The 13,845-nt window shown below is 34.6% G+C and carries 13 protein-coding genes; 4 read left to right on the forward strand and 9 right to left on the reverse strand.

What is annotated here, in order from left to right; all coding sequences use genetic code 11:
• Nucleotides 1–10: 10 nt before the first annotated feature.
• From AC3E9W_RS02140 to AC3E9W_RS02150, 3 genes are all read right to left on the reverse strand, one after another.
• Nucleotides 11–664, reverse strand: coding sequence for an HD domain-containing protein (locus tag AC3E9W_RS02140; protein ID WP_488766584.1), 654 nt, complete (start codon nucleotides 662–664; stop codon nucleotides 11–13).
• Nucleotides 665–834: 170 nt separating this feature from the next.
• Nucleotides 835–1,827 (reverse strand): acyl-ACP desaturase, encoded by a 993-nt coding sequence (locus tag AC3E9W_RS02145; RefSeq protein WP_306153931.1) that lies wholly within the window; start codon nucleotides 1,825–1,827, stop codon nucleotides 835–837.
• Between the two features lie 45 nt (nucleotides 1,828–1,872).
• Nucleotides 1,873–2,613, reverse strand: coding sequence for a lysophospholipid acyltransferase family protein (locus tag AC3E9W_RS02150; protein WP_306153933.1), 741 nt, complete (start codon nucleotides 2,611–2,613; stop codon nucleotides 1,873–1,875).
• Between the two features lie 125 nt (nucleotides 2,614–2,738).
• Between AC3E9W_RS02150 and rnpA the strand changes: the two genes are divergently transcribed.
• The 4 genes from rnpA to AC3E9W_RS02170 all read left to right on the forward strand — a co-directional run bounded on the left by rnpA (nucleotide 2,739) and on the right by AC3E9W_RS02170 (nucleotide 6,461).
• Nucleotides 2,739–3,143: a ribonuclease P protein component gene (gene rnpA, locus AC3E9W_RS02155; RefSeq protein WP_488766587.1), complete on the forward strand. Its 405-nt coding sequence runs from the start codon at nucleotides 2,739–2,741 to the stop codon at nucleotides 3,141–3,143.
• A gap of 70 nt (nucleotides 3,144–3,213) precedes the next feature.
• Entirely contained in the window at nucleotides 3,214–4,014 is an 801-nt protein-coding gene (locus AC3E9W_RS02160) for a DUF4349 domain-containing protein (RefSeq protein ID WP_488766589.1), read from the forward strand.
• A 2-nt stretch (nucleotides 4,015–4,016) separates the two neighbouring features.
• A complete protein-coding gene (locus AC3E9W_RS02165; RefSeq protein ID WP_488766591.1) occupies nucleotides 4,017–5,654 on the forward strand; it encodes a S41 family peptidase in 1,638 nt (545 codons plus the stop codon).
• Between the two features lie 3 nt (nucleotides 5,655–5,657).
• Nucleotides 5,658–6,461, forward strand: coding sequence for an OmpA family protein (locus tag AC3E9W_RS02170; protein WP_488766592.1), 804 nt, complete (start codon nucleotides 5,658–5,660; stop codon nucleotides 6,459–6,461).
• An 81-nt stretch (nucleotides 6,462–6,542) separates the two neighbouring features.
• On the opposite strand, the gene AC3E9W_RS02175 is transcribed toward AC3E9W_RS02170, so the two are convergent.
• The 6 genes from AC3E9W_RS02175 to AC3E9W_RS02200 form a co-directional block, all read right to left on the reverse strand.
• Nucleotides 6,543–6,989, reverse strand: a complete 447-nt coding sequence (locus AC3E9W_RS02175) for a GNAT family N-acetyltransferase (protein WP_488766594.1) — start codon at nucleotides 6,987–6,989, stop codon at nucleotides 6,543–6,545.
• Nucleotides 6,990–7,198: 209 nt separating this feature from the next.
• Nucleotides 7,199–7,840, reverse strand: coding sequence for a DUF1579 domain-containing protein (locus AC3E9W_RS02180; RefSeq protein WP_488766596.1), 642 nt, complete (start codon nucleotides 7,838–7,840; stop codon nucleotides 7,199–7,201).
• Nucleotides 7,841–8,545: 705 nt separating this feature from the next.
• On the reverse strand, nucleotides 8,546–9,514 hold the full coding sequence (locus AC3E9W_RS02185; RefSeq protein ID WP_488766597.1) for a DUF4837 family protein: 969 nt from the start codon (nucleotides 9,512–9,514) through the stop codon (nucleotides 8,546–8,548).
• 46 nt (nucleotides 9,515–9,560) lie between these two features.
• Nucleotides 9,561–11,384, reverse strand: coding sequence for a LysM peptidoglycan-binding domain-containing protein (locus tag AC3E9W_RS02190; protein ID WP_488766598.1), 1,824 nt, complete (start codon nucleotides 11,382–11,384; stop codon nucleotides 9,561–9,563).
• A gap of 110 nt (nucleotides 11,385–11,494) precedes the next feature.
• Nucleotides 11,495–12,682, reverse strand: a complete 1,188-nt coding sequence (locus tag AC3E9W_RS02195) for a phosphoglycerate kinase (RefSeq protein WP_456891642.1) — start codon at nucleotides 12,680–12,682, stop codon at nucleotides 11,495–11,497.
• A 158-nt stretch (nucleotides 12,683–12,840) separates the two neighbouring features.
• Nucleotides 12,841–13,821, reverse strand: coding sequence for a PorP/SprF family type IX secretion system membrane protein (locus AC3E9W_RS02200; protein ID WP_306153950.1), 981 nt, complete (start codon nucleotides 13,819–13,821; stop codon nucleotides 12,841–12,843).
• Between the last annotated feature and the right edge of the window lie 24 nt (nucleotides 13,822–13,845).

Below are 13,845 nucleotides of genomic sequence, written 5' to 3' on the forward strand. Positions count from 1 at the left end.
ACTCAACACTCTATTTCAGCCCTTCCCACTCGGCATAAAACTGAGCGAGGAATGTTTCCATAAAACGATGTCTTTCGGCAGCGATTTCTTTTCCTTTTTGGGTATTCATTTTGTCTTTTAGCAATAAAAGCTTTTCGTAGAAATGATTTATCGTTGGGGCGTTGTTCTTTTTATACTCCTCTTTTGTCATATTAGTTATGGGAGCAATTTCCGGATTATACAACGCTCGGTTTTTGAATCCGCCATAATTGAACGCTCTTGCAACGCCAATTGCTCCAATTGCATCTAGGCGGTCTGCATCTTGCACAACATCTAATTCAACAGAAGAGAACTTTCTTTCGAAATTTCCGCCTTTATAAGAGATATTTTCAATGATATTGACAACATGAACAATGATGTCCTCAGAAACATTTTCGGTTTCTAAAAACGCTCTTGCTGTTTTTGGTCCGATGGTTTCATCTCCGTTATGAAATTTACTATCGGCAATGTCGTGCAATAAAGCGCCCAATTGTACCACTGTAAGATCACAATCTGTTTCTTTCGCAATCAGAATAGCATTTTTATAAACGCGTTCTATGTGAAACCAATCGTGTCCGCCTTCGGCATCGTTTAGTTTTTCTTTTACAAAAGCAATGGTTTTAATAATCAATTGTGAAGCGTTCATACAGAAGTTTTTACAGTTTATAAAAAATGTTGATTGCTAAAGTTTTAAAAACCTCAACAATCAACAAATATGTTTTTAATTCTATCTAAAGCAACTTTGTTGCTTTAGAAGAAATTCCAAAATTTAAATTCCAAATTCCAAAAAATCTGAAATCAATAATCTAAAATTAATTAAAGTCTAGCAGGCTCAACCCATTTAAAGATATGAGATTCTTTAGGAATTACAATTCTCTCAGAGATTTTAGCCATACGCGCTGGTAATTTCATTAAGTAATCACGTGCTTTTTCTGCTTCGTCCGTTAGGTTTGTTACTTTATCAATTTCCCATTTGTTGATTAATTTCTGCATGATATCTACATAGTCATTTGCCGTGTAAACACCAATACGCTGAGCAGAGTCAGAGAACTGTTCGAATGCTGTACTGATTTTTTGTCCAGATTCTCTTAAAAAATGAGCCGGCATAACGATTTTCTGTTTCATCATGTATTGAAACGCCAACATCATTTCGCTTGGATCCACTTGGAAAATTCTAGTAACAAATTCGCTATAAGCATGGTGGTGACGCATTTCATCACCAGCAATCATTTTACACATTTTAGACAACTTGTTATCGCCAAATTTTTTAGCCATTTGTGCTACTCTATTGTGCGAAACATAAGTTGCTAATTCTTGGAAACTAGTGTATACAAAGTTTTTGTATGGGTCAGATCCAGTTCCAATATCAAAACCGTCGTTGATCAAGTGTTGTGTTGTCATTTCGATTTCACGCATATTCACACGACCAGACAAATACAAGTATTTATTCAAAAGATCTCCGTGGCGGTTTTCTTCTCCTGTCCATTGGCGAATCCATTTTGACCAGCCATTGCCGCCATTTTCTACTTGGTTTACACCTTCTACATCCATTAACCAAGACTCATATGTTGGCAACGCTTCTTCTGTGATGGTATCACCGACAAGCGTAACCCAGAAATCGTATGGAAGTTCTTTAGCAATCTCGCGTAATTCTTTTACCTCTTCAAAGAAGTTTTCTCCTTCAGAATTAGGTAAGAAATCAGACGGCTGCCAAATTTTTTCCACCGGAATTAAATACTGTTCAACGAAGCTATCCACGTTTTTTTCCAAAAACTGCATTACTTCTAATCTAATGTTTTTTATAGACATTACTCTTTTCTAATTTGGGACCTTTGCTTTCGCGAAAGCAAAAATCTATTTATACTCGTTTATTCCTTCTTTAACTGCTTTTTCAGTAATCTCCATCAGCTCTTCAAATTTGTAATCTTTAACAGCCAAAGCTGGATGAGCTGTAAACTTCAGATGATTTCCTAAACCAACAGGAAAAAAACCAAATTTTACCATTTTCCAAGAATTATTGATACTTACGGGTACAACGTATGCAGATGGTGCATATTTGCATAAAATTTTTAAACCGCTTTGCGCAAATTCTTTTGGTACTCCCGTTTTACTTCTTGTTCCCTCTGGGAAAATAACGGCCGATCTTGTGTTTTTTTCGATATATTCAGACAAGCCTTTGATAACTGGTATCGCTTGTTTAGGGTCTTTTCGGTCAATTAAGACAGATCCTCCATGTTTCAAATTATAAGAAACACTCGGAATTCCGCTTCCTAACTCCTTCTTACTTACAAATTTACAATGAAAACGTCTAAAGTACCAAATCATTGTAACGATATCGTACATACTTTGGTGGTTTGCCACAAAAATAATCGGCACTCCTTTCGGAACCGTGTCTACGTTTTCTATGGTATATCTTGTTCCAACCAGCCTAGTGCAGGTTAAAAGGCAGAAGTTTAAATAATCAACACTTTTTTTGTGAGCCTGGTAACCAAAAACATTTAAACAAATCCACTGAATTGGATGAAAAACAACCAAACACAAACCAAATAATAAGTAGTAAATTACCGATATGGGATAAGAAATAATTTTTTCCATGCTTCAAAAATTAATGCGCAAAAGTAGTAAATATATTTTTAGGCTTATAAAAATTGAAAACAATAACCGTTTTTCTGGTTTAATTGTACCTTTGCACTAAAATTTGCAAATTTTTTCTGAATTAAATGAACTTTACTTACCCTAAAAACGAGCGTTTAAAAAGCAAAACCACCATCGGATTATTATTTTCTGAAGGGAAATCGGTATCTAAATATCCGCTTCGTTTGGTTTACCGTCAAGCGGAAGCAAATTCAGAACAACAAACCAAGATTGGCGTTTCGGTTTCTAAGAAATATTTCAAAAAAGCAGTTGATCGAAATTACTTCAAAAGAGTTTTGAGAGAAACCTATCGATTAAACAAACATTTACTTTTGGATAATCTGGATCAACCGTATTCGATTATGCTTTTTTATCAAACCAAAGAGCGTTTATCTTACGGAGAAATCAACACCAAAATGATTCAGCTGTTTGAGAAATTTTCGGTTCAAATCAATAAACCGCTAGATTCTGAAACAAAAACCGAATCGTAAATTTCAAAACGTAAGATTATTAATCAAGTTAGGCAAAAAAATCGTAGTTTTAGCTCTAAATTGAAATTTTATGCGATATATCTTTTCTTTATTTCTGTTTTTAGTTATTACATTATCTGCTTGCAGCAAAGCATCTGATGAAAAAGTATATAACAGCGAGGTTTCTGCCATTACAATGTCAGCACCAGCATCAGTAGACGGTCCGCAAACAATTCCTCAAAAAATTATTAAATCTGCTAATCTAAAATTTGAGACAGCTGATATTGAAGAAACATTTCAGCAAATTCAAAAAGCAGTTAAAGAAAATAACGCCACTATACAATCTGACTCTGAAGGCAAAAACAATATTTCGCTTTACAGAACTATAACTGTAAAAGTTCCGAGTCAGAATTTTGATGTTTTTTTACAATCAATTACAAAAGGTGTTTCTTATTTTGATGAAAAAGAAATTTCATCAGAAGATGTTACCGATCAATATATCGATCTTGATTCGAGATTAAAAACAAAACGCAAATTAGAAGAACGTTATATAGAGATTTTAAAAAAGGCAACTAAAGTAAGCGAGATTTTAGAAATTGAAAAACAGATTTCTGAGATAAGAGAAGAAATTGAATCAAAACAGGGCCAGTTAAAATATTTAGAAAGCAGGATTTCAGAGAGCAGAGTTTTTATCAATTTTTACAAACCTATTGCAGAAAAACAAAGCGTAAAAGTTTCGTACGGATCAAAATTGTTAACCGCTGTAAATTCTGGATTTAATGAATTGTCTGGCTTTTTTATTTGGTTAATTAGCGTTTGGCCGTTTATTATCATATTTTGTGTATTTGCCTATTTTATTAGAAAAAGATTAAAAAGAAGAAAAAAAGAATAATCATGTATCCGTATTTCAAAAAGAAATTTATTATACCAGTCGCTGCGGCGGGAATGTTGTTTGTTGGAACCAGTTTTAAAGAAGATTTTTTTGAAATTGCCAAACAGATCGAGATTTTTACGACTTTGTTTAAAGCTGTAAATACCAATTATGTTGACGAAACCAATCCGGGTGATTTGATGGATAAAGCAATCAAAAGTATGTTGGGAAGTTTGGATCCGTATACTGTTTATTTTAACGAACAAGATGTTGTCAACTTTAAAATCAATAATACGGGAGAATATACTGGAATCGGTGCTTTGATTTCTAGAAAAAAAGACCGCTTGATTGTTCGCGAACCTTATAAAGATTATCCTGCCGACAAAGCCGGACTTAAAGCGGGTGACGAAATTATTCAGATTGGAGACATTCTGATTGCCGATTTTAAAGATGATGCTTCGTCTTTATTGAAGGGAACCAAAAACACCAAAATCAACATTAAATATCTTCGCCAAGGAAAACCTTTTACTACTGTTTTGGTTTTGGATGAAGTAGATATTAAATCGGTTCCGTTTTACGGAAAAATTGATGATAAAACGGGTTATATCGTTTTGGCGCATTTTAGCAGAAAAGCTTCTGCGGAAGTAAAAGACGCATTAGAAAAACTAAAAGCTGACGGTGCGAAACAAATTGTTTTGGATTTGAGAGGAAATCCTGGTGGTTTACTAAACGAAGCTATTGATATCTGTAATTTGTTTGTTCCAAAGAATGAAGTAATTGTAACGACTAAATCACGAATTGAAAAACACAACAATACTTATAAAACGCAAAAAGAACCGATTGATACTGAAATTCCGCTAGCGATTTTAGTAAACGGAAGAAGTGCTTCGGCTTCAGAAATTGTTTCTGGTGCGTTGCAAGATTTGGACCGTGCTGTTGTTTTAGGAAGCAGAAGTTTCGGAAAAGGTTTAGTACAGCGTTCTGTTGATCTTACTTATGGCACTCAATTGAAAGTGACCATTTCGAGATATTATACTCCATCTGGCCGATGCATTCAGGCTTTAGATTATGCGCACAAAGACAAAAATGGCGTGGCGCAGAAAACAGATGCTAAAAACTATAATGCCTTTAAAACCAGAAAAGGAAGAACAGTTTATGATGGCGGAGGTGTTTTGCCAGATATCGAATTGGAAGAAGCAAAAACAAGCGCCATAGCAACGGCATTGATAAAAAATGATGGGGTTTTTGATTATGCAACAACTTATTATTATAAAAATCCAAATCTGGGAGACAAGATTCCAACACTTACTGATGCGGATTATGCAGCCTTCAAACAATATTTAAAAACGAATAAAATCACTTTTGATACTGAAACTGAAGTGGCTTTGAAAAATACTTTAGCTGCAGCTAAAAAAGAAAAAATAGACGAGACGATTACTGCCGAATATCAGCAATTACTGAATGCTTTAGAAAAAAGCGAAACTACTTTACTGGATAAAAACCAAAAAGAAATCAAAAACATGATTTTGGAAGAATTGATTAAAAGATATCAATATCAAGAAGGTTTGTATCAGTATTATTTAAAAAACAATTCAGAAATTAAAAGGGCAGTTAGTGTATTAAATAACCAAACAGAATATAAGACGATTTTAAAAATGTAGTGAATGAAGATAACTCTAGCCTTGATTCTTTTTTCATTTTATACAGCAGAAGCACAGCAAAAACCTGTTGAAACGATTTATTTTGAATTTGACAGATATGATTTGACCAATCAGCAAATCAATGTGGTTTCTAACTTTATAAAGAACATAGACACTGCTAAAATAGAGTCTATACAGATTTATGGCTATTGTGATGATCGCGGAAATGATGAGTATAACTTTAGATTATCTAATAATCGGGCGAATACAATTCAGAATCTGCTGGTCAAAAAAGGATTCAATCAGAGTAAAATTGTCATTTTGGAAGGAAAAGGGCGTGTTGTCGTAAAACCAGATACGGTAGAAAATCTTTACGAAACGCGTCTACGGAATCGGCGGGTTGACTTGATCGCCGTTAAGAAAAATAGTTTCGGAAAAGGAATACATACTTCTTTCAAAGACAATCTAAAAGTCGGTGATAAGGTTTGCATGGAGTCTATTCTGTTTGACATTGGAAGTGCAAAACTTACTGGAACTTCTAAAAAAGAACTCGATAAAATTGCCATAACGCTTCAAAATCACAGAAATCTAAATTTTGAAATACGTGGGCATGTCTGTTGCACGCCCGAAATTTATAGCGACGGAATTGATCGGGCGACTAGAGAAAGAAGACTTTCGTGGAATCGCGCCAAAACTGTTTTTCATTATTTAATGTCCAAAAAAATATCCAAAAGCCGCATGACTTATGTCGGCTGCGGCAATAAATATCCTTTGGGAAAAGGTGATAATTTTGATCGGCGGGTGGAGTTTGTAATTACTAAGATATAGCTTTATTTGGAGCTTCTAAGGTTCTGAGACGCTAAGCTCCTGAGATAATGCTGAGTCTGTCTATGACTGCGTCATAAGCTTTTATTCTCTAATCATTTCTATGTGCGGAATATCGTCTTCTAAATACATTTCGCTGGTTTGAACGAAACCGTGGCTTTCGTAAAATTTCTTCAGATACAATTGTGCTCCAATGGTTATTTTCTCTTTTCCGAAATTGGATTTAATTTGGGCAATTGCTTCACGCATTAAGTCATGTCCAAATTTTCTATCACGATAATTGGCGTCTACAGTAACTCTTCCGATTGAGGCGTTATCAAAACTAATTCCTGCATCAAATAAACGTGAATAGGCTACAATTTTGCCTTCAAACTCGCCGATAAGATGCAATGCTTTCTTGTCTTTATCGTCAAGATCCAAATAAACGCAGTTTTGCTCTACTACAAAGATCTCGCTTCGCAATCTGAGCACATCATATAACTCAAACACCGTTAATGCCTCAAAAGGCTTAATTTTCCATTTTAATTCCATTCTACTTTAAATTTTGCCACGAAGGCACAAAGGTTTTTTGCCACGAAGACACAAAGGCACAAAGATTATTAAAAAAATGCAAAGGTGCAATTGCGATTGCACCTTTGCATTTTTTATCTTAGTAATAAAAACTTAAAAAGACCTTTGCGCCTTTGTGTCTTCGTGGCAAAACCCTTTGCAACTTTGTCACCTTGTCCCTTTTAGAAAAACTACTTTTTCGTCATAACAATTTCCATGCTTTTATATTCTGATCCGTTTTTGACATCGTACATTTCCATTTTTCTGGTTTTCGGATCTACAATCGTATACACTTCTCTGTAAGGTGTTTTTTTACCGTTCATTGGGTTTACCATATCTCCTTTTAGCTCCATGCTTTTTGTAGCTTCGTCATATTTACCAACGGCAACCATCATTCCGGTTCCCATATTGTCTATAAATGTTGTGGTGTATTCTTTGCTGGCATTATTATAGGCTAGAGTACTTTTGCCTTCAAATGGCTGTCCCATCATGGTTCCTTTGTAATTTGCTTCTTGGTAACGTCCTCCTAAAATCATTTTGATATCTGCTGTTGAAGTTGCTTTTTCTGGTTTTCCATTTGGTTCTGACCAAAAAGTCATATCGCAGTTCCATGTTCCAACCTCATCGGCCATTAATTTATGCGGATTTCCAGGAGTTGCATATTCCTGCCAAGCTTTCATTTGTGCAGCAGAATCTAGTGGTGCTTCTGCAACAGGTTCTTCGGTTTTAATAGAGTCTGTTGCTGGTGGAGTTGCTGTTTCGTCTTTTACTTCTTTTTTGCAAGAAACAAAACACATGGTTATTATTACTAATGCTGTGGTTAATTTTTTCATAACTATTTGTTTTAATGTTTGTTATGAATAAAAGTACGAAATTTTTTGGTTTGTTTCAGGTTTGAGGTTTCATGTTTCAAGTTTGATATGCATTGTGTGCATTTTAACGCAAAGTTCGCAAAGGATTATTCGCAAAGGGCGCTGAGTCTTTTTTGAGAAGACGAAGTTCGCAAAGCTGTGTGTGTATTTGACCCGATGCTTTTAATAAATTGGAATCTTGATATGCTTTGTCCTGTTTTTTAACGCAGAGGGCGCAGAGGATTATTCGCAAAGAGCGCTGAGTCTTTTTTGACAAGGCGAAGTTCGCAAAGCTGTGTGTATTTGACCCGATGCTTTTAATAAATTGGAATCTTGATATGCTTTGTCCTGTTTTTTAACGCAGAGGGCGCAGAGGATTATTCGCAAAGAGCGCTGAGTGTTTTTGAGAAGGCGAAGTTCGCAAAGCTGTATGTGTATTTGACTCCGAAGCTTTTGATAACTTGAAAGCTTTGTGTTTTTTTTAACGCCAAGCGCACAAAGGAATTTCGCAAAGGACCGCTAAGTTTTTTTGAGGGTATCATTAAAATGATAAGTTCACAAAGCTTTGCGAACTCAATATATAGAACCTACTTAATCTCGCAATTAAAATATCTTTGCGAACTCTGCGGTAAAACACATAAAGCATATCAAACTTGAAACGTTAGACATGAAACCTGAAACAAAAAACTATCTCTTGTCGATTTTTACTGTTTTTATGATGGCTTCTAGGTTTAGCATTAAATCTCGTTCTTGGTGTGAAGGGGAATAGGAGAATCCTTCTATTACTAAAACGCGATTAAAGTTTTCGTCTATTATGGCGTAATTGATAAATGGACCCGTCATAAAATCGTTTTTCAATTCCCAAGTTCCTTTGGTTTCGAATGCGTTTTTATTGTCCAACATTACTTTAGAGAAATATGGCGCGTATGCTTCGCTGGTAATCATTTGTGTATTGGGTTCTCTTCCTTGAATGTATTTACCGATTGAGTCGCGCATTTTTACGATGGCATTTACGACATCTTTTTTCTTTTTGAAATTGCGAAGTGGAATCTGGTAAATTAATAAACTGGTATTACCGCTTATGATTTCTTTTTTGAGCCAGATAAATTTCTTTTTGTGCAGCATATATTCATATCCTGTCGGAATTTGAATATTGATATGAAATTTATTTTTGATAATGGCTTTATTTAGCAATGAAGCACTATTATCTTCCTGAATTTTCTGAATTTCGGCATCACGAATAATTTTTATTATTTGCGGGGCATTCAATTCTAGACTGCAGGTAATATCGTCTACAGATTTGCCGTAAATGCGAAAAGTATTGTGAGGTAAAGTTTTGCTTCGAATGATTTCGAACTTTTCTGTGGCGGCTTTTTTAACCACAATAATGCTTCTACTATCGGTCACAAAACCTTCAAGCAATCTTGCAGGGTACTGATTTATGGTAAAAAGCGGTTCTTCTTGGGTAAGTCCAAGAACAGGTGAAGCAAATTTATTTCTGATGCTGTCGCCTACTTCTCCATACCACAACTGGTCGTCAACAATGACTGAAATGGTATTGGTTTTTCCTGAAACAGTTTCGCTTTGCTTTTCGCTTTTGAAACAAGAAGTCAGGAAAAATGGGACTAATAGCAATAAAAAATGGGTTTTATTCATTTTTTTAATTTATGAAATAAAACCCAAATTTAATAAGATTATTCTATTATCCGTTTATTTTAAGTTTCATTCCCGGTTTAATATCTTCATCTTTAATACCATTCCATTTTTTAATATCTGAAATTGTTACTCCAGGATATTTTTTAGAAATGCTGTATAAAGAATCTCCTTTCTTAACGTAATAATCTTCACTAACGTTTTTAGAAGCTGCTTTTTTCTTGAATGAATCAACCGAGTTTGATGCAATTGCTGTTGAAGTTGGCTCTTCTATAACTATCGCTGCTTTAGAAATAATCAATGTTTTTCCTAAACCAATGTTATTTGAAGTTAAATTGTTAAGTTCTTTTAACTCCGCAATAGTCGTACCGAATTTCTTTGCAATGCTTCCTAAATTGTCTCCAGCTACTACAATATAGTCCATATCAACAGCTGCTGGCTTATCTTTTTCATCAGCAGATGCAATTGCTTCTTCCTTTTTATCTATAGATGCATTTGCTTTAATAGCCGAAGGTTCATCAGATTTAATCTTTAAACTTCTGCCTATTGCAACAACATTTGTTTTTAGATTATTCCATTTTTTAATTTCGCTAATGCTTACATCATACTTTGCAGCAATTGCTCCTAAATTGTCTCCTTTTCTAACTTTATAAAATTCGAAATCGCCATTATCAATTGTTGCAGGTTTTGCTACAGCAGGTTTAGCCACTTTCGCTTTTGGAGCATATTTAACTGCTAATCTAGATGAAGTCGATCTGAAATTTGTATCATAATTAACGTAAGCATAAATCTGCTCTTCGTTTGAAACGAATGTCGCTACTTTGTCTTTTGGAAGTCTAATAAAATGCTGCTCTCCTTGATAGAAAGGCACAACCTCTCTTTTATAAGAAGGATTTAAAAGTTTTATTTGAGATTGTGGCATGTCTAACAAATCAGCAATCTGTTTGAAAGACATTTGATTTTTTACACAAACTGTATCGGTTTCAAAGTTTTTCACAACCGCTCTTTCTGGGTTAATTCCGTGTTCTTTATGATATTCAAAAAGATACATTGTTGCTAAGAAAGCTGGAACGTAACCTTGTGTTTCTTTTGGAAGATAATTTCTGATGTCCCAGTATTTTGTTTTTCCGCCAGAACGACGAATAGCTTTGGTAACATTTCCTGGACCTGAGTTGTAAGAAGCTAAAACCAGCTCCCAGTCGCCAAAAATATTGAACATTTTGCTCATGTATTCTGAAGCTGCGGCTGTAGCTTTAAGAGGGTCACTTCTTTCGTCGATATAAGAATCGATTTTTAAAGCGTATTGTTTTCCGGTTCCGTACATAAACTGCCAAAGACCCGTGGCGCCCATTTTAGAAACTGCTTTAGGATTTAAAGCAGATTCTACAACGGCTAAATATTTTATTTCCAAAGGAACGTTTTGTTTGGCAAAAGCATCCTCGAATATTGGGAAATAATATTCTGATAAAGCCATTAATCGAGAAAACGATTTTTTACGGTTCTTAAGAAATGACTTTATTACATTTTCTAATCCTTGATTGTATTCTATCTCAAATGGTGATTTCTGATTCATCGCCGCCAAACGCTGTTTTAGCAATTCGGTTGGAAGTTCTTCATCAACAGTAACGTCCTTGTTAATGGTTTGAATGTCTTTGGTCAGATCATCATAAATATCTAGACTTACTAATTCGTTCATCCAAAGACTGTCAACTTTTGAAGCTAAATGATCTTTTTTGAATGTGCTTTTAATAGAATCTAAATACGACAACTTAATGTCTTGCTTTATTTCTTTCGAGAACTCTGCAGATTCCTGCGCGAACATCGACATAGAAAACAAAGCGGTCACCACTAAGGATATTTTCTTTACAATCATATAACATTATTTTAAAATTCTGTAATTCAAACAATTACAAGAGTTGTATTTTTGCAAATCTAAGCCCTTTACTGAAGAAAAGTGTTTAAAAAAATGTTAATTGTGATATTTTAGTCTAAAATCGCTGCAATTCCAGGTAAAACTCTTCCTTCTAACATTTCAAGCATTGCCCCACCACCAGTAGAAACATAGCTCATTTTGTCTTCAAATCCGAACTGTTTTACTGCTGCAACAGAATCACCACCACCTACTAATGAAAATGCTCCATTTTCTGTAGCTTCTGCGATATAATCTCCTAATGCAATTGTTCCTTTAGAGAAAGTTTCCATTTCAAAAACTCCTAATGGACCATTCCAAAGAATCGTTTTTGAACCTAAAATTACTTTTTTGAAGTTCTCTAAAGATTTTGGACCTGCATCTAAACCTTGCCATCCATCAGGAATTGCAGTTACATCTACAACCTGAGTATTAGCAGTATTTGAGAAATCGTCTGCAGCAATAACATCAACAGGAATATGAACCTGAACATTTTTTTCTTTAGCTAATCTTAAAATCTCAAGAGCTAAATCTAATTTGTCATCTTCGCAGATAGACTCACCGATTTTTCCGCCTTGTGCTTTAATGAAAGTAAAAGTCATACCTCCTCCAATAATCATGTGATCTACTTTATCTAAGATATTTTCGATAACCGTGATTTTAGAAGAAACTTTAGATCCTCCAAGAACTGCTGTTACAGGTTTTTCACTGTTTTTAAGAACTTTATTTAAACTGTCAATTTCTTTTGCCAATAATGTTCCGAAAGTTTTATCGTTTGGAAAAAATTGTGCAATAATTGTAGTAGATGCGTGCGCTCTGTGAGCTGTACCAAATGCATCGTTTACATAAATATCTCCAAGAGAAGCTAATTCTTTAGCGAAAGCTACATCTCCAGCTTCTTCTTCAGCATGAAAACGTAAATTTTCTAATAAAAGAACTTCGCCTGGTTTTAAATCTTTTGCTGCAGTTTGAGCTGGTTCTCCAACACAGTTTTCAGCAAATTTTACTTGAACTCCTAAAATATCAGAAGCTGTTTTTAAGATATGTTTTAGAGAGTATTTCTCTTCTGCTCCTTTTGGTCTTCCTAAGTGAGACATTAAAATCACACTTCCGCCTTGTGCTAAAATAGCATCAATAGTTGGCTTAGCTGCTTCAATACGTGTAGTATCTGTTACATTAAAATTTTCATCCAATGGCACGTTGAAGTCAACACGGATAATTGCTTTTTTATTTTTAAAATCGAAATCGTTTAAAGTTTTCATCTGCTAAATTTTTTAATTTTTTGAAAGAATAACAAATATAGAACTTTTACAGTAGTCTAAATTTCAAAAAAGCAAAAATAATCGAGCAATAAAAACGAAAACGTTGTAAATTATGAAAACAAACAAATTAATTCTTAAAAATGATAAAAATTAATTGCTTAATCGTGAACCGGACTTTGCGTACAAGGACAGTTACTGATTGATTGCAAGAAGTCGAATCCGATTGTGATGGAGTGTGTTCCTGAATTATAAGATCCAAGACCATTAAACATAAGCTGATAAGAGTATGCAAAATAGAATTTAGATTTCATAAAACCAGCCATTGGCCCCATAGCCAAAGGTTTTGGGAACTGGTCGTTTAAGAAACGGTAAGAAACTCCAATCCAATAGTAATCTTCGTAACGGTTATAACGTCTGTATTTGAAGTTAAAATCGGTTGTAGAACGCTGGTCACTTGCAAAGTATTGTAAGAAAACCGATGGTTCGTATTCTATACGTCTATTTTCTCCATCTTTAAAAGTGAATCCTGAATACACTTGAAAGTTGGATAAAAGATCTGGTTCGTTTACTCTTTCCAAACTGATATTCTTTTTCAATACGTTGTTGGCATTGAAACTAAAGTAAAAGCCTCTGTTACGATATAAAGCACTGACATCAAAGTTATTGTTAGCACTGTAACGGTTATCTGTTGGCTGTTGTCCTCCAATTGGCGGATTTCCATTGCTTCCGTCATTAAAGTTTCCAGTTTCAATTCGGAAACTATTAAAGTTGTACGAGATACCAAAAGATAAATATTGTTCTGTACGATAATCTAAAATCAAGTGGTGAGCAAAAGAGATTTTGGCTCCTGTCTGTCTTGTATTTCCGTTGCTGTCATTATACAATGACAATCCAACTCCTGAACGATCAAGAACACGAAAATCTGCATACAATGATTGGTTATCTGGCGCATCTTTAATTCCGACCCACTGCGTTAAACCATTGGCTCTAATACGGAGGTTATCTCCGATACCAGCATAAGCAGGGGAAAGAATAAAAGGGTTATCAGCTAAATACTGGGTAAACACTGGTAGGTTTAACTCTTGGCTGTAACTTGTTGTTACAGCCATGAGTACTAAGGATAAAATAAACTTTTTCATTGTAATAATTTTTTTAGACAACAT

The organism is Flavobacterium sp. 38 (assembly GCF_057799715.1).